The 20,582-nt window shown below is 67.1% G+C and carries 17 protein-coding genes; 10 read left to right on the top strand and 7 right to left on the bottom strand.

Features of this window, described 5'->3' with window-relative positions; all coding sequences use genetic code 11:
* The first annotated feature begins 49 nt into the window (after window positions 1-49).
* From DEBA_RS00715 to DEBA_RS00690, 6 genes are all read left to right on the top strand, one after another.
* Window positions 50-463: a hypothetical protein gene (locus DEBA_RS00715; RefSeq protein WP_013256980.1), complete on the top strand. Its 414-nt coding sequence runs from the start codon at window positions 50-52 to the stop codon at window positions 461-463.
* Complete coding sequence (locus tag DEBA_RS00710) at window positions 460-780, top strand: hypothetical protein (protein WP_013256979.1); 321 nt, start codon at window positions 460-462, stop codon at window positions 778-780. Before DEBA_RS00715 ends, DEBA_RS00710 begins: the two co-directional genes overlap by 4 nt.
* 147 nt (window positions 781-927) lie before the next feature.
* Window positions 928-1,500 (top strand): pyruvoyl-dependent arginine decarboxylase, encoded by a 573-nt coding sequence (locus DEBA_RS00705; RefSeq protein ID WP_013256978.1) that lies wholly within the window; start codon window positions 928-930, stop codon window positions 1,498-1,500.
* A gap of 112 nt (window positions 1,501-1,612) precedes the next feature.
* A complete protein-coding gene (locus DEBA_RS00700; RefSeq protein ID WP_013256977.1) occupies window positions 1,613-2,194 on the top strand; it encodes a UbiX family flavin prenyltransferase in 582 nt (193 codons plus the stop codon).
* Entirely contained in the window at window positions 2,191-2,925 is a 735-nt protein-coding gene (locus tag DEBA_RS00695; RefSeq protein WP_013256976.1) for a YkgJ family cysteine cluster protein, read from the top strand. Before DEBA_RS00700 ends, DEBA_RS00695 begins: the two co-directional genes overlap by 4 nt.
* Window positions 2,926-2,932: 7 nt before the next feature.
* Complete coding sequence (locus DEBA_RS00690) at window positions 2,933-4,114, top strand: glycosyltransferase family 4 protein (RefSeq protein ID WP_013256975.1); 1,182 nt, start codon at window positions 2,933-2,935, stop codon at window positions 4,112-4,114.
* A gap of 25 nt (window positions 4,115-4,139) precedes the next feature.
* Here the strand turns inward: DEBA_RS00690 and DEBA_RS00685 are convergent, their stop codons facing one another.
* From DEBA_RS00685 to DEBA_RS16585, 4 genes are all read right to left on the bottom strand, one after another.
* Complete coding sequence (locus DEBA_RS00685) at window positions 4,140-5,789, bottom strand: FAD-dependent oxidoreductase (RefSeq protein WP_013256974.1); 1,650 nt, start codon at window positions 5,787-5,789, stop codon at window positions 4,140-4,142.
* Between the two features lie 188 nt (window positions 5,790-5,977).
* A complete protein-coding gene (locus DEBA_RS00680) occupies window positions 5,978-7,723 on the bottom strand; it encodes a long-chain-fatty-acid--CoA ligase (protein ID WP_013256973.1) in 1,746 nt (581 codons plus the stop codon).
* Window positions 7,724-7,963: 240 nt separating this feature from the next.
* Complete coding sequence (locus DEBA_RS00675) at window positions 7,964-10,294, bottom strand: Tex family protein (RefSeq protein ID WP_013256972.1); 2,331 nt, start codon at window positions 10,292-10,294, stop codon at window positions 7,964-7,966.
* 174 nt (window positions 10,295-10,468) lie between these two features.
* Entirely contained in the window at window positions 10,469-10,981 is a 513-nt protein-coding gene (locus DEBA_RS16585) for a cache domain-containing protein (RefSeq protein WP_013256971.1), read from the bottom strand.
* Between the two features lie 220 nt (window positions 10,982-11,201).
* Between DEBA_RS16585 and DEBA_RS17960 the strand changes: the two genes are divergently transcribed.
* Together DEBA_RS17960 and DEBA_RS16580 are read left to right on the top strand one after the other, a co-directional pair.
* On the top strand, window positions 11,202-11,777 hold the full coding sequence (locus tag DEBA_RS17960; RefSeq protein WP_013256970.1) for a TetR/AcrR family transcriptional regulator C-terminal domain-containing protein: 576 nt from the start codon (window positions 11,202-11,204) through the stop codon (window positions 11,775-11,777).
* A complete protein-coding gene (locus DEBA_RS16580; protein ID WP_013256969.1) occupies window positions 11,774-12,217 on the top strand; it encodes a universal stress protein in 444 nt (147 codons plus the stop codon). The genes DEBA_RS17960 and DEBA_RS16580 overlap by 4 nt, the downstream gene beginning before the upstream one ends.
* A gap of 94 nt (window positions 12,218-12,311) precedes the next feature.
* Here DEBA_RS16580 and ald read toward each other — a convergent pair whose 3' ends face one another.
* Both ald and DEBA_RS00650 read right to left on the bottom strand, forming a co-directional pair.
* Window positions 12,312-13,445: an alanine dehydrogenase gene (ald, locus tag DEBA_RS00655; RefSeq protein ID WP_013256968.1), complete on the bottom strand. Its 1,134-nt coding sequence runs from the start codon at window positions 13,443-13,445 to the stop codon at window positions 12,312-12,314.
* A 104-nt stretch (window positions 13,446-13,549) separates the two neighbouring features.
* Complete coding sequence (locus tag DEBA_RS00650; protein ID WP_013256967.1) at window positions 13,550-15,787, bottom strand: ATP-binding protein; 2,238 nt, start codon at window positions 15,785-15,787, stop codon at window positions 13,550-13,552.
* A gap of 268 nt (window positions 15,788-16,055) precedes the next feature.
* On the opposite strand from DEBA_RS00650, the gene DEBA_RS16575 reads away from it, so the two are divergent.
* Window positions 16,056-16,814, top strand: a complete 759-nt coding sequence (locus tag DEBA_RS16575) for a lysophospholipid acyltransferase family protein (protein WP_013256966.1) — start codon at window positions 16,056-16,058, stop codon at window positions 16,812-16,814.
* On the opposite strand, the gene DEBA_RS00640 is transcribed toward DEBA_RS16575, so the two are convergent.
* Window positions 16,811-19,633, bottom strand: coding sequence for a PAS domain-containing hybrid sensor histidine kinase/response regulator (locus DEBA_RS00640; protein ID WP_013256965.1), 2,823 nt, complete (start codon window positions 19,631-19,633; stop codon window positions 16,811-16,813). The genes DEBA_RS16575 and DEBA_RS00640 overlap by 4 nt on opposite strands.
* 199 nt (window positions 19,634-19,832) lie before the next feature.
* Here DEBA_RS00640 and DEBA_RS00635 point away from each other — a divergent pair, with 199 nt between their 5' ends.
* Window positions 19,833-20,555 carry an enoyl-CoA hydratase/isomerase family protein gene (locus DEBA_RS00635; protein ID WP_013256964.1) on the top strand — a complete coding sequence of 241 codons (723 nt, stop codon included), beginning with the start codon at window positions 19,833-19,835 and terminating at the stop codon, window positions 20,553-20,555.
* The last annotated feature ends 27 nt before the right edge of the window (window positions 20,556-20,582 follow it).

Below are 20,582 nucleotides of genomic sequence, written 5' to 3'. Positions count from 1 at the left end.
CGCTTTGAGTTCTTGATGGCCGATTGTAGCACAGCCGCGCGGCGGGGTCATGCTTTGCCGAGGCCCTTCCCTGGCCGCCGGCCGGCGCGCGCGCCACCATTGGCCCATGAGCGCCGACGACCGACATATCGCCCTGGTCAGCCCCGACGAGCGTTGGCCCCTGGCCATCGACGGGGCCACGTTTTTTTATCGCCGCCTGAGCCTGGCCGCCCTGGCCGCCATCGAGCGTCAGCAGGCCTTGATCGTCCGGGACCAGGACGGCCGGCCCCGCCAGGTCATCCCGCCGGCGGCCTTGGAAACGGCCATCTGCCGCCACGCCCTGTTGGATTGGCGCGGCGTGGTCGACGCGGCCGGCCGGCCGGCGGCTTGCGCGCCGGGGCTCGTGGACCTGTTGCCCGCCGGCGCGCGGGCAAGGCTGGCCGCGGCGGCCATGGACATACGCATACCCAGGAGTCAATCATGAGCAAAGGCATTCAGATCATCGACCCCGAGGAGCGCTTCACCATTAACCTGGAGGGCGCGGCCTTTGTCGTGCGCCGCCTGGATTCGGCCACGGCCATGGCCCTGGAACGCCGCCACCGTGGCGGGGCCGACAAGCAGGCCGTGGCCGACGACGCCCTGGACTACATCATCCAGGATTGGCAGGGCGTCACCAGCTCGCTGGGCGACGCGCCCGCCCCCTGCACCCGCGAAAACAAGCTGCGCCTGCCCACGGCCATCAAACTGCGCCTGATGGCCGCGGCGCAACTCAACCGGGCCGAGGACAACAGCGCCGATTGATCATTGGCGGCCCGCAACCCCCAAGGCCCCGCTCGGCTTGCGCGCGCCGGGCGGGGCCTTGACGTAATTGTGGAAAAAATCGTCGTGGCGGCCATTTTGGCCCAAACTAGCCTTGACCAAACGGCCAAAGGCGGATAAAACCGGGCCATGTTAGTACCTAAATATATATATTTGACCAAAGGCAAGGGCGAGCACAAAGAGAAGCTGGCCAGCTTCGAGGCCGCTCTGCGCGACGCCGGCATCGCCGCCCAGAATATCGTCGAGGTTTCCAGTATTTATCCGCCCCATGCCCAGCTCGTCTCGCGGCCCAAGGGCGAAAAGCTCCTGGTGCCCGGCCAGATTCTGTTTTGCGTGCTGGCCCGCAACCAGACCAACGAGCCCCACCGCCTGATCTCCTCGTCCATCGGCCTGGCCATGCCCGCCGATCACTCGGTGCACGGCTATCTCTCCGAGCACAAGGGCTTTGGCGAAAACGCCACCCAGTCGGGCGATTACGCCGAGGACTTGGCCGCCGAGATGCTGGCCAGCACCCTGGGCATCGACTTCAACGTCGACCAGAGCTGGGACGAGAAAAAGCAGGCCTTCCTGATGTCGGGCAAGATCATCAAGACCTCCAACATCACCCAGACCGGCGTGGGCCCCAAGGACGGCAAGTGGCTGACCACCGTGGCCGCCGCGGTGATGATCACCCAGTGGGTCGCCCCGCCGGCCATCAAATAGCCGCGTCCCCTTGGGCGTTCTCCAGGCGGCTCGCCAGTGGCGGGCCGCTGTTTTTTTGTTCGGCGTCCGGCGGTGATTTACATCGCCGCTTGGTTGGGGTATGACAGGAGCCATGGAAAACTTCGGGCAAAAACCAGTGTTGGTGGGCATTGCCGGGGCCAGCGGCGCGGTCTATGGCATAGAGCTGCTGCGCGCCCTGCGCGCTCACGGCGCGCCCACGGCGGTGGTGATCAGCCACGCCGCCCGCCGCACCATCGAGTTGGAGACCAAATACGACGCCGCCGATGTGGCCAAAATGGCCGACCAGGCCTATGACGTCGACGACGTGGCCGCCCCGCCGGCCAGCGGTTCGCACCGCCTGGCGGGCATGGTCGTGGCCCCGTGCAGCATGCGCAGCCTGTCGGCCATCGCCCATAGCCAGGCCGACAACCTGCTCACCCGCGCCGCCGACGTCCAGCTCAAGGAGCGGCGGCCGCTGGTGCTTTTGGTGCGCGAAACGCCCTTGCACGCCGGCCACCTGGAGCTGATGCTGCGCTGCGCCCGCCTGGGAGCGGTGATCATGCCGCCGGTGCCGGCCTTTTATCACGCCCCGCGCACGGCCGCCGACATCGTGGCCCAGACCGTGGGCCGCGTGCTCGACGTGCTGGGCCTGGAGCACGACATGACCCCCCGCTGGCGCGGCCCGGCGTCATGATCGAGACCCTGGAGGAGATCGGCGGCCGACCGCTGGCGCCGGGCCAGGGCTTCGCGTTTCGTTGCGGTCCCGATCTGGCCTGCTTTGGCTCGTGCTGCGCCGACAAGCGCCTGCCCCTGTGGCCCTACGACCTGCTGCGCCTGCGCCGCGCCCTGGCCCGGCCCTCCCAAGACATTCTGGCCGAGTTGGTCGAACTGGAGACCGACCCGCGCTCGGGCTGGCCGGCCCTGCGCCTGCGCCTGAACGCCGACGGCCGCTGCCCGTTTTCCGGCCCTGGCGGTGGCTGCCAGGTCTACGCCCACCGGCCGCTGTGCTGTCGCATCTATCCCCTGGCCCGGGCCGTGGCCCCGGCCATCGGCGGCGGCCAGCCCCGCCAGGTGTTCATCGTCCAAGACGCCCCGGCCTGCCTGGGCCTGGGGCAACCCCGCGCCCTCGATCAGGGCCAGTGGCTGGCCGATCAGGGCATGGGGCCCTATCTGGCGGCCAACAACCGTTTGCTGGGCCTGCTGATGCATCCCCGCCGACCGGCCCGTCTGGCCCTGACCCCGGCCCAGACCCACGCCTACCTGGCCGCCCTCTACAACCTGGACGTCTTTCGCCAGCAGGTCCGCGACCCGGCTTTTGCCAAACGGGCCGGCCTGGAAAAGGCCCGCGTCAAAAAGGCCTTGCGCGCCGATGAATCGCTGCTGGAGTTGGGCCAGGACTGGCTGAGCCAAGTGCTTTTCGGCTGAAGCGGCCATGTTGCGGGTGCTGCATCTGGCCGATCGGCTCTCGGCCTGGGGCGGGGCCGACCGCCACATGATCGCCGTGCTGGAGCGCCTGCAAGGCCGGGCGCGCACGCTTTTGGCCGTGGGCCGCGACGATGGCAGCCTGCCGCCGGCCGAGCGGGCCATGATCGGGCCGATTGTTCGGCTCAAGGGCCTGGACCGGGGCGGGCTGTCGCCACGGGGCCAAGGCGCGGCCGTGGCGCGGCTGGAGCGCCTGGCCCGGGATTTTCGGCCAGAGCTGATCCATATCCACAACGTGGTCGATCCGGCCCTGCTGGCCCGCGCAGCCCAACTGGCCCCCAGCGTGATAACAGTGCAGGATCACCGTCATTTTTGCCCAGGGCGCGGCAAGATGGACGCCCACGGCCGCCCCTGCGGGCAAGTCATGGGGCCAAACTGCCTGGCCTGCTTCGATGACCGGGAATATGGCCAGCGCTTGCTGGAGCTGACCCAGCGCCGCCTGGCGGCGTTGGCGGCCATGGGCCGGGTGTTGGTGCTATCGGGCTACATGGCCGCCGAGTTGGAGCGGGCCGGCCTGCCCCAGGGCCTGGCCACGGTCTTGCCGCCGTTTGTCCAGGGCGTGGCGCCGCCCGCCGAAACCACGCCAGCGGCCCATCATCTGCTGGCCTGCCGGCTGGTGGGCCGCAAGGGCGTGCGGGTGGCCTTGGCCGCGGCCGAGATGCTATCCGGGCCGTGGCCGCTGGTCGTGGCCGGCACGGGGCCGCTGGAAGCGGAGGTCGCTGCTGGCGCGGCGCGCTCGAAGGGGCGGATTATCTTCGCCGGCTGGGCCGATCGGCCGGGCATGAGCCGCCTGCTGGCCGGGGCGCGCGGCCTGTGGCTGCCCAGCCTGTGGGCCGAGCCCTTTGGCATCGTGGGCCTGGAGGCCCTGCATCTGGGCGTGCCGGTGCTGGCGGCGCGGGTGGGCGGCGTGGCCGATTGGCTGGATGACGGCCTGGCCGGACGCTTGCTGCCGCCCGGCGACGCCCAGGCCCTGGCCGACGCCGCCAACGCCCTCGACCAAGACGAGGCCGCCCGCCAGGCCATGGGCCGCCACGGCATGGCCGTCAGCCGAAGCCGCTTCGACCCCCAGGCCCTCATGGAGCGCCTGCTGCAAACCTATCGTCAAGCCGCCGGCCAGGCGGAGGTCGGCTGACCATCCGCCCGCCGGCGCCGGGCCGCTAGCTCATCCAGGGCGTGTAAAGACCATAGCCGCCGCCGAGGTTGACGGCCTCGAAGCCGCTTTGGCTCATGATCCGATAGCCCAGATAACCCCGCAGACCGATGGCGCAATAGAGAATATAGCGCTTGGACTTGTCCAGCCCCGGCAGGGCCGCCCGCAGCATGGGCAAGGGGATGTGCAGCGAGCCGGGGATCGTGGCGGCTTCGTCCAGCTCTTCCTTGAAGCGCAGGTCGATCAGCACGTCGCGCTCAGGGTCCATGGCCGCCACCGCCGGCGGCAGCACGGCCTTGACGTCGCCGCGCATGATGTTGGCCGCCACCATGCCGGCCACGTTGATCGGATCGCGGGCCGAGCCGAAAGGCGGGGCGTAGGCCAGGTCCAGCTCTTCCAGATCAAAGACGCTCATGCCCGCGCGGATGGCCGTGGCCAACACGTCGATGCGCTTGTCCACGCCCTCGCCGCCGACGATCTGCCCGCCCAACACCCGGCCGCTGCTGGGCGCGAAGATCAGCTTGACCAACATGGTCTCCGCGCCGGGATAATAGGTGGCGTGGTTGGCCGAGTGGCTGTAGCTGACCAGATGGGCCACGTTGTTTTGGGCCAGGAATTTCTGCGATGGGCCCGTGCTGGCGATGGTCTGGCCAAAGAGCTTGACCACGGCCGTGCCCAGCGAGCCGCGGTAAACGCTCAGCCGGCCCATGGCGTTGTCGGCGGCGATGCGGCCCTGGCGGTTGGCCGGGCCGGCCAGGGCGATGGCCACGGGCAGGCCCGTGACGTAATCCCAGATCTGGACGGCGTCGCCCACGGCGTAGATGTCGGGGTCGTTGGTTTGCAGGGCGTTGTTGACCAAAATATGCCCCCGCGGGCCCAGCTCCAGGCCGGCGGCCTTGGCCAGGGCGTTCTCGGGACGCACGCCCACCGAGAGGATGGCCATGTCGCAGGTGATCTGGCCGCCGCCTTCGGTGTCCACGGTCAGCCCGCCGCCCTGGGCCTGGGCAAAGCCGGTGATCTTGGTCGAAAGGCGCAGGTCCACGCCTTTGGCCCGGGCGTTCTGGTGGGCCAGGGCGGCCATTTCGCGGTCCAGCGGCGGCATGAGCTGGTCCAGGGCCTCGACCAGGGTCACTTTCAGGCCGCGCTCGACCAGGTTGTCGGCCATCTCCAGGCCGATGAAGCCGCCGCCGATGACCACCGCCGTTTTGGCCTGGCCGGCGTCGACCACGGCCTTGATGCGGTCGGAGTCGGGGATGCTGCGCAGGCTGAACACGCCGGGCAGGTCCACGCCGGGCAGCGGCGGCCGCAGGGGCTCGGCCCCCGGCGAGAGGATCAGCTTGTCGTAGGGCTCGTCGAAGCTCTGGCCGGTTTGCAGGTCGCGCACGCGCACGCGCTTGGCCTGGCGGTCGATGGCCAGCACATCCGTTTGCACCCGCACGTCGATGTTGTACTTGCCCTTGAAAGTCTCGGGCGTGCTGACCAGCAGCTCGGCCCGCTCCTTGATGACCTGGCCGACATAGTAGGGCAGGCCGCAGTTGGCGAAGGAAACGTATTCGCCGCGCTCGAAAATGACGATCTGGGCTTTTTCGTCGAGCCTGCGGGCCCTGGCCGCCGCCGTCGCGCCGCCAGCCACTCCTCCGATGATTACTAGTTTCATGGGCGCCTCTTTCGCTGATGTTGGCAAGCTGATGGGGCCCGGCGGGCCGCCAAGCCTAATTATGATTTGTCTACCCCATGAACGGCGTGCTGGCAATAGGGCCCAAAAAATGTGGGAAATTTGGCGCATCAGCAAAAAAAGCGGGGCCCCCGCCCAGGGGAGCCCCGCAACGCGCCGGGTGGGCGGCGTTATTTCTTGCGCTTTTCCAGTTCCTCGCTGCGCAGCACGCGGCGCAGGATCTTGCCGACCACCGAGGTGGGCAGCTCGTCGCGGAACTCGATCTCGCGGGGGCGTTTGTAGCCGGCCAGGTGATCCTTGCAGAAGTCGAGGATCTCCTTTTCGGTGGCGGTGACGCCGGGCTTGAGCTGGATAAAGGCCTTGACCGCCTCGCCGCTGGAGGGGTCGGGCACGCCCACCACGGCGGCCTGGGCCACCTTGGGATGGGTGTAGAGCACTTCCTCGATCTCCTTGGGATAGGCGTTGAAGCCGCCGACCAGGATCAGGTCTTTCTTGCGGTCGGTGATGACCACGAAGCCGTCCTCGTCGATGTGGCCGATGTCGCCAGTGAGGAAGAAGCGCTTGCCTTCGATCTCGCGGAAGACCTCGGCGTTGGCGTCGGGGCGCTGCCAGTAGCCGCGCATGATCTGCGGGCCGGCGGCGGCGATTTCGCCGTCCTCGCCGTGGGGCAGCTCGACCAGGCCGGTGTCCAGGTCGACGATCTTGATGTCGGTGCCGGGCAGGGGCATGCCCACCGAGCCGATCTTGCGCTTGTCGGCGAAGGTGGGGTTGGTGGTCAGCACGGGGGTGGTCTCGGTCAGGCCGTAGCCTTCGAAGATCACGCCGCCGGTGATCTCCTCGAAGCGCTTCAAGACCTCGGGCGGCAGGGGCGCCGCGCCCGAGGAGCAGGCGGCCATGGACGACAGGTCGAACTTCTTGATCAGGGCGTGGTTGACAAAGGCCGTGTAGATGGTGGGCACGGCCACGGTCATGGTCACTTTGTAATCCTGGATGGCCTTGAGCACCTCGGTGAAGGGCGGATTGCCGGCCTTGGGGTCGGGGATGCAGACCAGGCGGTTGGCCGAGTAGCACGAGCCCAGCATGCACACGGTCAGGCCGAAGCTGTGGTACCAGGGCAGCACGCCCAGGAAGGTGTGCGCGCCGCCGCTCTCCATGGGGCCGGGCCGCTCGCCGGGCCGGTTGGGCACGCGGATCCACTTGTTGAGGGCCACCACGTTGGAATAAAAGTTGGTGTGCTTGAGCTCGGCGCCCTTGGGCACGCCGGTGGTGCCGCCGGTGTAGAGGATCACGGCCAGGTCTTTTTCGGCGTCGAAGTTGACCTTGGGCGGCTCGGGCCGGCTGGAGGCGATGATGTCGTCGTACATGAAATGGCTGGGGTCATGGCTTTCGGCCTTGGGCAGCTTGCCCAGCAGACCACCTAAAAAGCCTTTGATCTTGGGCAGATATGACTTGATGTTGCAGATGACCACCGTCTGGACGTCGGTGCCCTTGATGGCCTCGCAGGTGGTTTTGTAGAACTGGGGGTGGTCCATGCAAAAGACGGCCTTGGCCCCGGAGTCCTTGAGCTGATAATTGAGCTCCTCGATGGTGTAGAGGGGGTTGCAGGTCACGCAGGCCGCGCCGGCCTTGGATGAGCCGAAAAACACCTCGGGGTATTGAGGGATGTTGGGCAAAAAGATGGCCACGCGGTCTTCGTGCTTGATGCCCCGCGAGGCCAGGAAGTTGGCCAAACGGTCGGCGGTGTCCTTGACCTGGGCGAAGGTGCGCATGCCGCCCTGGAAGATGGTGTAGGTGGCGTTGGGATAGTTGCGCGCCGCGTCGTCCAACATGGCGAAAACTGGTTTGTTGTAGCCGTCGATGTCAAAGGGGACGCCTTCGGGCCATCTGCTGGATTGATGCCACGGTTTGACCGCCATTTTCAAAACCTCCCAGTGCGTGATTCTGATGCGCCGTGTTGACATTGCCGGCGATATGACAGCCGCGCGCGCCTGGGCCGAACGGCGCTGATTGGCCGATCAGCCAAGCACAAAGACGCAAGGCGGCATATTTTCGGACAGCGCCATCTTAACAAAAAGCAACAGCGAAAAGGGCAACATTTTTCGCCCGACCAGACGCCTTGCCACGGGGCCAGGGCGTCCGGCCGGGCGCGTGGGCTCTCAGTCGAGCTTGAGCGAGCCCAGGGCGGCGGCGAAGGGGTTGTTGAACGGCTGGTCCTTGGGCTTTTCGGGGGCGGCCGGTTTTTGATCGCGCCGCTCTTTTTGCTGGCGTTTGCCGCCCTTGGCCTGATTGCGGCGCTCGTCGCGGGGGCGGCGCTCGGCGTTTTCGGCCGCCGGGGCCTTGGGCCGCGCCGCGGGGGCGGGGGCGCTACGCATCGAAAGCGAGATGCGCCCGCGCTCCAGATCCACCTCCAGCACGCGCACGCGCACCTGTTGCTGGACCTTGACCACCTGGCGCGGGTCGGCGACAAAGCCGTCGGTCAGCTCGCTGATGTGCACCAAGCCGTCCTGGTGCACGCCCACGTCGACAAAGGCCCCGAAGTTGGTCACGTTGGTGACGATGCCCGGCAGGCTCATGCCCGGCTTGAGGTCTTCGAGTTTTTCGACGCCCTCGGCAAACGAGAACATCTCGAAGCCCTGGCGCGGGTCACGGCCGGGCTTTTCCAACTCGGCGATGATGTCTTGCAGGGTGGGCAGGCCCACCCGGTCGTCGACGTAGCGGCCCAACTCGATCTTGCGGCGCAGCTCGGCCTGCTTGATCAAGTCTTCCACGCTACATTCCAGGTCGCGGGCCATGGCCTCCACCACCGGATAGGCCTCGGGGTGGACGGCGCTGGCGTCCAAGGGGTTTTGCCCGCCGCGGATGCGCAGGAAGCCGGCCGCCTGCTCAAAGGCCTTGGGCCCCAGGCGCGGCACGGCCAGCAGGTCTTGGCGGCTGGCGAAGGGGCCGTTGGCCGCGCGGTGCTCGACGATGTTCTGGGCCAACGACGGCCCCAGGCCCGAGACGCAGCCCAGCAACTGGGGGCTGGCGGTGTTGAGCTCGACGCCCACGGCGTTGACGCAACTGAGCATGACGTCTTCCAGGCTCTGCTTGAGCGACTTCTGGTCCACGTCGTGCTGATATTGGCCCACGCCGATGCTCTTGGGGTCGATCTTGACCAACTCGGCCAGGGGGTCCATCAGGCGGCGACCGATGGAGGCCGCCCCGCGCACGGTCACGTCCAGCTCGGGGAACTCCTGGCGGGCCAGCTTGGAGGCCGAATAGACGCTGGCCCCCGATTCGTTGACCATCACCACCGGCGGATCGCCCGGCAGCTTGGCCCCGCGCAGCAGGCTTTCGGTCTCGCGGCTGGCCGTGCCGTTGCCGATGGCCACGGCCTCCGAGCCGTATTTTTCGATCAAGGCCGTCACCTTGGCCACGGCGTCCTCGCGCTGCTTGTCGCTGAGGATGAAAATCACGTCGTGATGCAGCAGGTTGCCCTGGCGATCCAGGCAGACCACCTTGCAGCCGGTGCGGAAGCCGGGGTCGATGGCCAGCACGGCCTTCTGGCCCAGGGGCGGGGCCATCAGCAGGGTGCGCAGGTTTTCGGCGAAAACGCGCACGGCCTCGTCATCGGCCCGTTTTTTCGAGCTGAGCCGGGCCTCGGTCTCCATGGCCGGGCCCAGCAGGCGCTTGTAGCAATCCTGGGCGGCCAGGCGCACCTGCTCGGCGCAGGGGCCGCCCGTGACGTAGCGGCGCTCCAGCACGGCGATGGCCAGATCTTCGGGCGGAGCGACGCGCAGGCTGAGGATGTCTTCTTTTTCGCCGCGGCGCACGGCCAGCACCCGGTGGCCCGGCGCGCTGGCCAGGGGCTCGGACCAATCGAAATAGTCGCGGTATTTCTGGCCGGCTTCTTCCTTGCCGGGGATGACCGCCGCGCGCATGACGCCCTTGGTCTCGAAAAGCTGGCGCATCTCGGCGCGCACGGCCGGATCCTCGTTGATGATCTCGGCCATGATGTCGCGGGCCCCGCTCAGGGCGGCCTCGGCGTCGGGCAGCTCCTTTTCGGCGTCGACAAAGGCCGCCGCCGCGGCCAGCGGGTCGGTGGCCGGCCCCTGCTCGAGCAGCAACAGGGCCAGGGGCTCCAGGCCACGCTCGCGGGCGACCATGGCCCTGGTGCGGCGCTTGGGCCGGAAAGGCAGGTAGACGTCCTCCAGCACGGCCATGGTCGGCGCGGCCAGGATCTGGGCGTGCAACTCGGGGGTCAGTAGCTGGCGCTCCTCGAGGCTCTTGAGCACCGCCGCACGCCGGGCGTCCAACTCGGCCAGCTGCTCCAGGCGGTCGCGCACGGTGCGGATCTGTTCCTCGTCCAGTTCGCCGGTGCGCTCCTTGCGGTAGCGGGCGATGAAGGGGACGGTCGCGCCCTCGGCCAAAAGGGCGGCCGCGGCCAGCACCTGCTCGGGGCGCAGGCCTAGCTCCTGTGCCACCTTGACGGCGTTGTCGGTAGTCATCTGCAGCCTGCCGAAAATGTTGATCGTATGTCGTTAGTTAGCAATATGGCCTGGTTAGCCGAAAACGGCGGCGTGGCGAGACGCCGTTTGAGGATTTACCAGCATCGGCGGGCCGTGGCAAGGATATTCGACGCCGTTGGCCGCCGGGGCGGAAGCGGCCAACGGGCCGGCGCCTCATTTGGCCTTGGCGCCCTTGTTCAGCTCATCCAGGCTGGTGGTTTGATCGTAGATGCCGGCCACGGCGGTGAAGGGCTGGCCGGCCACGGCGATGCAGAAGCTGATCTTGCGCTGGGGCTTGTCCGAACCAAGCTTTTCCCAATAATAGTCGATCCAGATGCCGTTGGGGTTTTCGGCGGCCCGGCACATCTCCAGGCCCAGGGCCTTGGGCGGGCGGATGTCGCCGGGCTTGTCCTTGCTTTGGGCCAGCTTGTCGCCGATGATCTTGGCGTTGGGGTGGGCCACCACCTCGCCCTTTTGACAATCGATGACAAAGACGTAGGAGTCCTTCCAGACGAACTCGCCCTTGGGGTCGTTGAAGGCGGCCAGGCCCTCGGGGCCCAGTTGCTCCAGCACGGCGGCGGCGGCCTGCACTTTCTCGTAGACTTCCTGGATGGTGGCTTGCTCCTGGGCCGTGGCCAAGCCGGCGCTCAGGCACAACAGGGCCAGGGTGGCGAAGATTTTCTTCATGCGCGCTCGCTTTTGTTTGGGTTGCGGTTTGTTGGGGGCGGGGCAAGCTCCCAGTCGGTCGATGCTAAATCTATTTTCGCATATCGTTTTCCGGTGGCGCAAGCGGCCGACGGCCATGTTTTCGCGGCCGGGGCCAAGCATTTTCTTACTTCCGCGCGGCGGGTGGACTAAACTGGAATGGACGAGGATCTTTCGCCCAACCAGACCAGGGGAGGTGCAGATGGCAGACAACGACATTCGCCTGAAGATCATCGAGGCGGCGTCCGAGATTTACGAGCGCAAGGGCCGCCAGGCCACGGTGGAGGAGATCGCCGCCGCCGCCGGCGTCAGCGTGCCGGTGACCACCCATCACTTGCGCAAGCCCTCCGACATCATGCTGGTGATCATGGAGCACCTGCAGGCCAAGTTCGCCGAGGGCGTCTCGGCCAACACCGCCGCCGACGCCACGTCCGAACAGAAGCTGCGCCAGGCGGTGGCCCAGTTTTACACCGTCGTCGACCAGCAGCGGGCCAAGGTGCTCTTGGTCTACCGCGAGTCGCGCACCCTCGACGCCGCCGGCCGCAAGCGCATCATGCAACTGGAGTTGGAGTGCGTGGAGGTCTTTCGCCGCATCCTCGAGGAGGGCGTGGCCCAGGGCGCTTTCCGCACCATGGACACCGGGCTGGTGGCCTACGACATCGTCATCATGGGCCACATGTGGTCGCTCAAAAGCTGGCACTTCAAGAAAATCGGCCGGCGTTTCGACGACTTCCTGGCCCGCCAGCAGGAGGCCGTGGTGGCCATGGTGAAACGATGAAGCCGGCCCAGCCCTTCAGCCACATCATGGTCTGCACCGATTTTTCGCCGGGCGCGGCCAGGGCCGTGGCCGTGGGGGCCCAGCAGGCCCGCCTGGACGGCGCGCGCCTGAGCCTGGTCCACGTGGTGGCCCCCGGCGCGCCGGTGCTGCCCCAGATGGCCGCCAAGAGCGCCAGGGTCTTGGACAACCACGAGGTCGCCCACCTCTGCCACCAGCACATGGAAAACTGCTATGGCCCCGATCTGAGCGGCCTGCCGGTGAAGATGGTCCTGCGGCGAGGGCATCCGGTGGTGGAGATCGTGGCCCAACTGGAGCAAGACCCGGCCGACCTGCTGGTGGTCGGCTCCCAGGGCCTCAGCGGCATGGGCCTGATCTTGTTCGGCTCGGTGGCCGAGCGCCTGGCTCGGCGGGCCGCCTGCGCCACGCTGATCGCCCGTTAGGGGCGCGGCGGCGCAAACCGGGCGCGGCTTTTGCTCCGGGCCGCCAGTCTTTGAGGATGCGCGGGCAACGCGCCGTTCGGGCGCGGGCCCTGTTTCAGGCCGCCACGCCGGGCCGGTCCAGCAGCTCCTCCAGGGGCGTGAAGGCCAGGCCAAAGGCCTCGGCCACGCCCCGGCAGGTCACGCGGCCGTGGACCACGTTGGCCCCCAGGGCGATGTCCGGCCGCTGGCGCATGGCCTCGCGCCAGCCCAGGTTGGCGATGGCCAGGGCGTAGGGCAGGGTGGCGTTGGTCAGGGCCAGGGTAGAGGTGCGCGGCAACGCGCCGGGCATGTTGGTCACGCAGTAGTGCACCACGCCGTCGACGACGTAGGTCGGCGCGTCGTGGCTGGTGGGCCGCGAGGTCTCGAAACAACCGCCCTGGTCGATGGCCACGTCCACCAGCACCGCGCCTTTTTTCATGGTCGGCAGCATGTCGCGGGTGATCAATTTGGGCGCCTTGGCCCCGGTGACCAGCACCGCCCCAACCACCACGTCGGCCTCGCGGATGAGCTTGCGGATCAGCGCCGGCGTGGCCATCAGCGGAAAGCAATTGGCCGGCATCACCTCGCTGAGGTGGCGCAGGCGCTCCAGGTTGGTGTCGAGCACGTAGACCTTGGCCCCCAGCCCGCAGGCCATCTTGGCCGCGTTGGCCCCCACCACGCCGCCGCCGATGATCAGCACTTCGCCGGGGTCCACGCCGGGCACGCTGCCCAGCAGCACGCCGTGGCCGCCGTGGGTCATCTCCAGGTATTTGGCCCCCTGCTGGATGGACATGCGGCCGGCCACCTCGCTCATGGGCGTCAGCAACGGCAGCGCCCCGCAGGCGGTCTGGATCGTCTCGTAGGCGATGCACACCGCCTGACTTTTCATCAGCGCCCTGGTCAGGGCCTCGTCGGCGGCCAGGTGCAGATAGGTGAAAATTATCTGGCCCGGACGGATCAGCGGCAGTTCGGCGACCTGCGGTTCCTTGACGTGCATGATCATCTCGGCCCGGGCGTGGATCTCCTCGGGCGTCTGGACGATCTCCGCGCCGGCCTTGGCGTAGGCCTCGTCGGCCACGCCGCTGCCCGCCCCGGCCGCGGCCTGCGCCAGCACCTGGTGCCCGTTGGCCGCCAGCACCTCCACGCCCGCCGGGGTCATGGCCACCCTGTTTTCCTGCTTTTTGATTTCCTTCAAAACGCCCACGATCATCGGCCCACTCCGCGCTTGAGATGCAACGTTCTTTTTTCATTGTATGAAACATTGCGGCTGCTGGCGCGGGCAAACGATGTCGGCGCGGCCAAAAAAACGCGCGCCTAGCCCTGGGCCAGGGCTTGACGCAGGGCCCGGGCCAGTTGGTTGCGCCCCAGGGGCTTTTGCAGCAGGATGTCGGGCCGGGCCTGGGAGGCGGCCTCGGCGGCGTCGATGTCGCCGTAACCGGTGCAGAGGATGGCCGGCAGGCCTGGCCGCTGATCGCGCAGGGCCTGGATCAGTTGCAGGCCGCTCATGCCGGGCATGGTCTGATCGCTGATCACCACGTCAAAGGCCGTGGGGTCGCGCTGGAACTCGGCCAGGGCCAGGGCCGGGTCGCTGAAGCCGCGCACCTGGTAGCCCAGGCGGCCCAGGGCGCTGAGGGCGATGTCGACCAGGGGTTTTTCGTCGTCGACGAACAACACCCGCTCCGAGCCGCCCAGGGGCGTTTCGTCGGCGGGCCGGGCCGGTCGGTCGGCCTCGACGGTGGGCCCCTCGGCGGCCAGGGGCAGCAGGACACGGAAGGTCGCGCCCGCGCCAGGGGCGCTCTCGAAGCCGATGCGTCCGTTGTGGGCGGCGACGATGCCGTGGGCCACGGCCAGGCCCATGCCCGTGCCCTTGCCCTCGGCCTTTGTGGTGAAAAAGGGGTCGAAAACGCGGTCGGCGATGGCCTTGGGGATGCCGTCGCCGTCGTCGGAGACGCTCAGGCGGGCGTAACGGCCGGGCGTCAGGCCGTCCTGGCCGGCGCTCAGGTCCACCACCTCCAGGCCAACGCGGATTTCGCCGCCGCGCTGCTCCATGGCGTGCATGGCGTTGGCGCAAAGGTTCATCAGCAATTGCTGGATCTGGGTCGGATCGCAGACGACCACGGCCTGGCCGGCGGCCAGGTCGGCTTTCAGGGCGATGCTGGCCGGCAGGCCGCCTCTGAACAGGCCCAGCACCTCCTCGATCAACGGGCCAAGGCGGGTGGGCCGCATGTCCTTGCCCTTGGGCCGGCTGAAGGTCAGGATCTGGCGGATCAGGTCGCGGGCCCGTTCGGCGGCTTTGATGATCAGCTCCAGGCGCTGGTCGTTTTCCTGGCCCTGGCCGTCGGCCACGGCGGCCTGGCAGATCTCGGCGTAACCCATGATCGCCGCCAGGATATTGTTGAAATCGTGGGCGATGCCGCCGGCCAGCGTGCCCAGGGCCTCCATCTTGCGGGCCTGGGCCAGTTGCTCCTGTAGGCGGCGCACCTGGCGGTCGGCCTCCACGCGGCGGGTGATGTCGCGGGCCAGGCCGCTGACGTAGGGCGCACCCTCGGGCGGCCGCACCAGGGCGGTGCGATACTCCAGATAGCGCGTCTGGCCGTCGCTGGCCTGGATCTCCATGACGCCCATGGCCTGGCCGACCTTGTTGATCTGGGCCATGTAGTGGTTGGCGAAACGCTCGCGATAGGTCGGCGGCAGGAAATCGGCGATGGGCCGGCCCACCAACTGCTCGGGCCGATAGCCCAGGGAACTGGCGGCCAGGGAGTTGATCGAAAGCAGCACGCCGTTTTGGTCGTGAGTCAGGATGCAGTCGCTGATGCTCTCGATCAACTCGCGGTAGCGTTCTTCCGAGGCCTGCAGGTCGGCGGCGGTTCGCTCGCGGGCCATGACCTCCTGGCGTAGCATCGCGTTGGAGCGCTCCAGCCCGCCGCGGGCCTCCACGGCCTGGAACAACGATGTCTGCAGGCCCTTGAACAGCACCGACAGGCTGGCGCTGAGCACCGCCGAAAGAAACAGGAAGCTGGTGGCGATGACCACCCATTTGGCCAGGGCGTTTTCCACCGGCTTGGCCCAGTCCAGCAGGCCCAGGTGCAGCAGGTAGCCCAGCAGGGCCATGGCCGCCAGGTTAAGGGCAAAACTCAGCGCCGCCGCCCGCAGGCCCCAGATCAACCCCGCGAAGACGCAGAAGCCCAGCAGCCACAGGTAGCCCGCCCCGTAAAAGCCCACCGCCACCAGCAACACCGCGCCCAGGGCGAAGGACACGAAAAGCAATAGCCCAGCCTTGATGCGCCAATCGATCAATTGGCTGCGCCAAATATAAATCAGCGCCGCGTAGGCCGCCGTGTCCACCGCCGCCACCGACCACAGATCCTCGCGCAGGGCCAGGTAGACGCCGGGCAGATAGGCTATCAAACCGCAGGCCACGGCAAAGAGCAAAATGGCCTCGACCATGCGCCGTCGCCACCAGGTCAGATCCTGGAGCTGGTTGGGCTCGTTGGGCCAGCCGTGGCCCAGTGCCGCCCAGATGCGGACCGAGGCCGATTTGATGCTCTGCATGGCCAAACCCCAGGCGCGACGAAACCGGCGGTGGGCCGGCCGATGGTGGTTGCGCGAACAACGAAAATTCTATTCGTGATTATAACAATAGCGGCGGGCGGCCAATCGGCCAAATTAAATGTCATGACGGCGGCCACGCCCTTTCGACTTTGTCCGATCGTAAAAATGGCCTTGCCTGAGGCCCGTTCAATAAGTAATGTTGCTTGTGAAATTTCTTCGGCCGTGGCTTTTTTTGGGCGAAAAACCGATCGGGCGGGGCGCGAAATCGATGCCACTTTTTCTCAAGAAGGCGTTGCAAGCCACGGGCTTCGTGCTCAGCACGTCCGTGCTGGGCCTTTTGTCGATGATCACCGGGTTGTTCTGGCCGCGGGGGGCCCGTTGGTTCGCCCGGGCCTGGGGCAAGGGCCTGTGCGGGATGGCCGGCTTCAGGCTGCGCGTCAGCGGCCTGGAAAACCTGCCCCGCGACGGCGGCGGCTTCGTGGTGGCCTCCAACCATCAATCGGCGGCCGACATCGCCGTGGTGCTGGCCGGGCTGCCCGGCGACGTCTGCTGGGTGACCAAGGCCTCGCTGCTGAAGGTTCCCTTCATCGGCTGGCACCTGCGCATGGTGCACATCCCGGTTTCGCGGGCCAAGGCCGGCAACACGGCCAAGCTTTTGCAGGCCGGCGCGCAAAAAATCCGCGACGGGGCCATGGTGGTGATTTTCCCCGAGGGTACGCGCAACCGCGCCCCCGAGCATCTGCTGCCCTTCCGCAAGGGCGCGTTTTTGCTGGCCGAGGCCGCCGGCCGGCCCATCGTGCCGGTGGCCATCAGCGGCTCGGCCGACCTGATGAAGCCCGGCGCGCTGCTGCCCGAAAGTGGCGTCATCGATTTGCGCATCGGCCCGCCCGTCGACCCGACGATCTTCGCCCCCGGCGATCTGGAAGGCCTGGCCCAAGCCACCCGGCGGGCCGTGCAGGAGCTTTTGGGCCACCCGCCCGACGAGCGGTTCGACGACCAGCGCCAAGTCGCCTCCGCCGCCGGCTAGCCGTCGAGCACCTGGCGGGCCAGTCTGAGCAACTCGGGCAGGCGGTAGGGCTTGGGCAGAAAGGCCGCGGCCCCGGCGGCCAGGGCCTGCTGGCGGTTGCCGTCGTCGGAGTAGCCGCTGGCCACGATCACCCGCTGGTCGGGCCGGCCTTTTTTGATCTCTTCCAGGCACTTGCGCCCGCCCATGCCCGGCATGCCCAGATCCAGCACCACCAGCGCCACGTGGGGGTTGGCCGCCAGCAACTCCAGGGCCCGCTCGCCACTTTCGGCGCAGAGCACGGCGTAGCCGTTTTCGTCGAGGATGTGCCGGCCCACCTCCAGGATGGCCTTTTCGTCGTCGACCAGGAGCACCGTTTCGTTGTGGCCGGCCGGTGGTTCGAGCGCCGGCCGCGGGGCCGGGGAGGCCTCCAGCGGGGCGTCGATCAGGGTCGGCAGGTAGATCGCAAACCGCGCGCCCTGGCCGGGGGCGCTTTCGCACTCGATATGGCCGTGGTGGTTTTTGATCGTGCCGTAGACCTGCGAAAGGCCCAGCCCCACGCCCTGGCCAATCTCCTTGGTGCTGAAAAAGGGGTCGAAGGCCTGTTCGAGGATGGCTTGATCCATGCCGGGGCCGCTGTCGCGGACGCTGAGCATGACGTGGGGCCCGGGCCGCAGGCCCGGCCGGGTGGCGCAGAATTCCTTGCCCAACTCGACGGCGGCGGTCTTGATTTTCAGGCGGCCGCCGTCGGGCATGGCGTCGCGGGCGTTGGCGGCCAGGTTGACGATGACTTGCTCCAACTGGATGGCGTCGCCGTTGATCAGGGGCAAGTCGGGGTCCAGGTTCGTTTCCAGGCGGATCATTTTGGGCAGGGTGCGTTCGAGGATGCGCAGGGTCTGGGTCACTTCGTCGTTGAGGTTGACCGGCCGGAGCTGGGGCTGGATGTTGCGGCTGAAGGCCAGCAGACGGTTGATCAGGTCGGCGGCGCGCTCGACGGCCCTGTCGATCTGGCCGAGCCAGCCGTCGTTGTCCGGGCCGGGGGCGCAATTTTCGGCGCCCACCTGCACGTAGCTGCCGATGGTTTGCAAAATATTGTTGAAATCGTGGGCGATGCCGCTGGCCAGGGTGCCCACGGCCTCCATCTTTTGGGCCTGGGCCAGTTTTTCGTTGAGCAGCTTGCGTTCGGTGATGTCGATGAGGTTGCCCAGCACGGCCGGCCGGCCCTGATACTCGATGCGCACCGCCTGCATGTCCACCCAGATCACCGAGCCGTCCAGGCGCACGCAACGGAAACCGTAATGGGGCGGCATGTCCTCGCCTTCGGCGCGGCGGCGGGCGCGGTTGGCCACCCACTGGCGGTCGGCGGGGTGGATATACTTCCAGAACGGATGGCCCAGGGCCTGGCTGGGCTCGGCCGCGCCCAGCATCTGGCAAAAGGCGCGGTTGACGAAAACCATGACGTCGTCTTGAAAAATGTAGATGGCCGACAGCGAGTTGTCGACGATGGCCCGGTAGAGGGCCTCGCTGCGCGCCAGGGCCTCCTTGGCCTCGACGCTTTCGCTGACGTCCTCGACAAAGCCCTCGATGACCTTCAGGCGGCCGTCATTTTCGCGCACGGCCCGCATGTTGACGCTGCACCAGACCAAGGAACCGTCGCGGCGGCGGGCGCGCAATAGATAATCGCGCACCTGGCCGTCGCGCTCCAGCCGCTCCAGCAACAGCGGGCGCTGGGCCGGGTCGGCGTGGAGCTGGCGAGCGGTGTCGACGACTTCGGCGACCATGGTCTGGGCGTCGGGGTAGCCGAAGATGCGGGCCATGGCCGGGTTGGCGGCCAGCAGGCGACCGTCGGGCGAGGAGCGCATGATGCCGGCCTGGGAGTTTTCGTAGATGCCGCGATAGTCGTTTTCGGCCTTTTTGAGGGCCTCCAGGGCCTGCTTGTTGGCGGTGATGTCGTAGACGGTGGAGTAGATCAGCCGGCGATGATCGAGGGTGATCGGCCCGGCGTAGACCTCCACGTCGCGGATTTGGCCGTTGGCCAGGCGATGGCGAAACTCGAAGCGCTTCTGGCCGCCCAGCACGGCGTCGCTCATGGCCGCGTTCAGGCTTTGGTCGCCCATGGTGTTGATCTGGCCGACGCGCATGGTCAGCAGTTCCTGGCGGCGGTAGCCGTAGAAATCGCAGGCCGCCTGGTTGACGTCGATGATCGCGCCGTCGGCCGGGTCCACCAGCCACATGACGTTGGGGCTTTCATGGAACAAGACGCGGTAGCGGCGCTCGCTTTCGCGCAGGGCCTCCTCGGCGGCCTTGCGCGTGGTCTGGTCGGCGACGGTGATCATCAGGCGCGACCAGTCGTGGGCGTGGGCGGCGGGGATGGTCCAGAACAGCGAGATGTGGCGTTTTTGGCCCATGCGATCGTGGACGCTGGTCTCCAGCAGCATGTTGGCCCGGCCGGCGGCCATGGCCGCCAGGGATTCGATCAGGGCCTCGCGGGAGTGGACGCTGAGTAGCTGTTTGAAGTTGCGGGCGAAATCTTTTTTGCTGGGCGATTGAAAAAGGCGCAGGCCCGTTTCGTTGACATGGGCCAGCCGACAGGCGGCCAGCAGGCCGTCCAGCGCGGCGGGCTCTTGGCGCAGGCGTTGACGCAGGCCCTCTTCGGAGCCGGGCCACAGCGCGGCCAGCGCGTCCTTGAGCCCGCTGGCCTGGCATTGCCAAAAGCCCAGGGGCGACTGATCCACGGCCTGGCGGAAAAGCGATTCCTCCTGGCCCAGGCGGCGCTCCAACTCGGCTATTTTCTCTTTGGCCAGGCGCAGTTGTTCGGCCAATGCCTCTTGCGATTGGTCCATGGCGGCGTATTTTGTCCTTGCTTTCCCCGGTGACTCACCCCTAGAGGAATTGTAGCAAAATCAATCCACCCCTTGGCCAGGTAAAAATGACCCGTGGGCCGGGCAAAGGCGCGCCGGGCGGCCGGCGCGATTGTCAAAGCCCGTCGATTCTTGTTACTATGGCCCGACAACGCCGTCAATTCCCCAAGGAGAACCGATCATGGCCAAAACCCATTGGCGCAAAGAGGGCAAGGTCGCCGTGTTGACCATGGACGATGGGCCCAACAAGCAAGACCTTGATTTCGCCCGACGCATGCTGGCCTGCCTGCAAGAGATCATGGCCGACGCCGAAGTCTCGTCGCTGGTGCTGACCTCGGCCGACGCCAAGAATTTTTCGCAGGGCGTCAACGTTGAATGGCTGCTGGAGCGCCAGCAGGCCGGCGACGCCCAGACGATAAAGCAGTTCATGTATTCCATGAACGAACTATTCAAGTCGCTGCTTTTGCTGCCAATCCCATCGATAGCCGTGATCGGCGGCCACGCCTACGGCAACGGCTCGATTTTGGCCTGCGGCTGCGATTTTCGCTTCATGCGCGCCGACCGGGGCTATTTCTGCTTTCCCGAGATCAACGTGGGCATCCCGTTTTTGCCCAGCATGATCAAGTACGTCAGCCGTGTCATGCCCAACGCCTATTTCAACGAGCTGCTGCTCAGCGGCCGACCGGTGGGCGGCGTCGAGCTGGAAAAGATGGGCGTGGTGACCAAGGCCATCGCCGACCCGGAGCTTTTGCTGAGCCAGGCCATCGCCTACGCCGCCACCTTCGAGAAAAAACGCGGCATCTTCGCCGAGATGAAAAAACGCATGCACGCCGAGATCATCCAGGCCATGGAAACCGAGGACGTCAAGCATATCGAGGCGTTGTTCCTGATGGTTTTGGACTGAGCCGCGACCGCGGCCGGCCGCGCGAGG

It is taken from the genome of Desulfarculus baarsii DSM 2075 (genome assembly GCF_000143965.1).
In the GTDB taxonomy this organism is placed as follows: domain Bacteria; phylum Desulfobacterota; class Desulfarculia; order Desulfarculales; family Desulfarculaceae; genus Desulfarculus; species Desulfarculus baarsii.
This window is presented reverse-complemented; position numbering and strand designations above follow the sequence as displayed.

Coding starts and splice junctions, on each gene's coding strand:
- DEBA_RS00715 (WP_013256980.1), top strand. CDS start 50: ATGCTTTGCCGAGGCCCTTCCCTGGCCGCCGGCCGGCGCGCGCGCCAC.
- DEBA_RS00710 (WP_013256979.1), top strand. CDS start 460: ATGAGCAAAGGCATTCAGATCATCGACCCCGAGGAGCGCTTCACCATT.
- DEBA_RS00705 (WP_013256978.1), top strand. CDS start 928: ATGTTAGTACCTAAATATATATATTTGACCAAAGGCAAGGGCGAGCAC.
- DEBA_RS00700 (WP_013256977.1), top strand. CDS start 1,613: ATGGAAAACTTCGGGCAAAAACCAGTGTTGGTGGGCATTGCCGGGGCC.
- DEBA_RS00695 (WP_013256976.1), top strand. CDS start 2,191: ATGATCGAGACCCTGGAGGAGATCGGCGGCCGACCGCTGGCGCCGGGC.
- DEBA_RS00690 (WP_013256975.1), top strand. CDS start 2,933: ATGTTGCGGGTGCTGCATCTGGCCGATCGGCTCTCGGCCTGGGGCGGG.
- DEBA_RS00685 (WP_013256974.1), bottom strand. CDS start 5,789: ATGAAACTAGTAATCATCGGAGGAGTGGCTGGCGGCGCGACGGCGGCG.
- DEBA_RS00680 (WP_013256973.1), bottom strand. CDS start 7,723: ATGGCGGTCAAACCGTGGCATCAATCCAGCAGATGGCCCGAAGGCGTC.
- DEBA_RS00675 (WP_013256972.1), bottom strand. CDS start 10,294: ATGACTACCGACAACGCCGTCAAGGTGGCACAGGAGCTAGGCCTGCGC.
- DEBA_RS16585 (WP_013256971.1), bottom strand. CDS start 10,981: ATGAAGAAAATCTTCGCCACCCTGGCCCTGTTGTGCCTGAGCGCCGGC.
- DEBA_RS17960 (WP_013256970.1), top strand. CDS start 11,202: ATGGCAGACAACGACATTCGCCTGAAGATCATCGAGGCGGCGTCCGAG.
- DEBA_RS16580 (WP_013256969.1), top strand. CDS start 11,774: ATGAAGCCGGCCCAGCCCTTCAGCCACATCATGGTCTGCACCGATTTT.
- ald (WP_013256968.1), bottom strand. CDS start 13,445: ATGATCGTGGGCGTTTTGAAGGAAATCAAAAAGCAGGAAAACAGGGTG.
- DEBA_RS00650 (WP_013256967.1), bottom strand. CDS start 15,787: ATGCAGAGCATCAAATCGGCCTCGGTCCGCATCTGGGCGGCACTGGGC.
- DEBA_RS16575 (WP_013256966.1), top strand. CDS start 16,056: ATGCCACTTTTTCTCAAGAAGGCGTTGCAAGCCACGGGCTTCGTGCTC.
- DEBA_RS00640 (WP_013256965.1), bottom strand. CDS start 19,633: ATGGACCAATCGCAAGAGGCATTGGCCGAACAACTGCGCCTGGCCAAA.
- DEBA_RS00635 (WP_013256964.1), top strand. CDS start 19,833: ATGGCCAAAACCCATTGGCGCAAAGAGGGCAAGGTCGCCGTGTTGACC.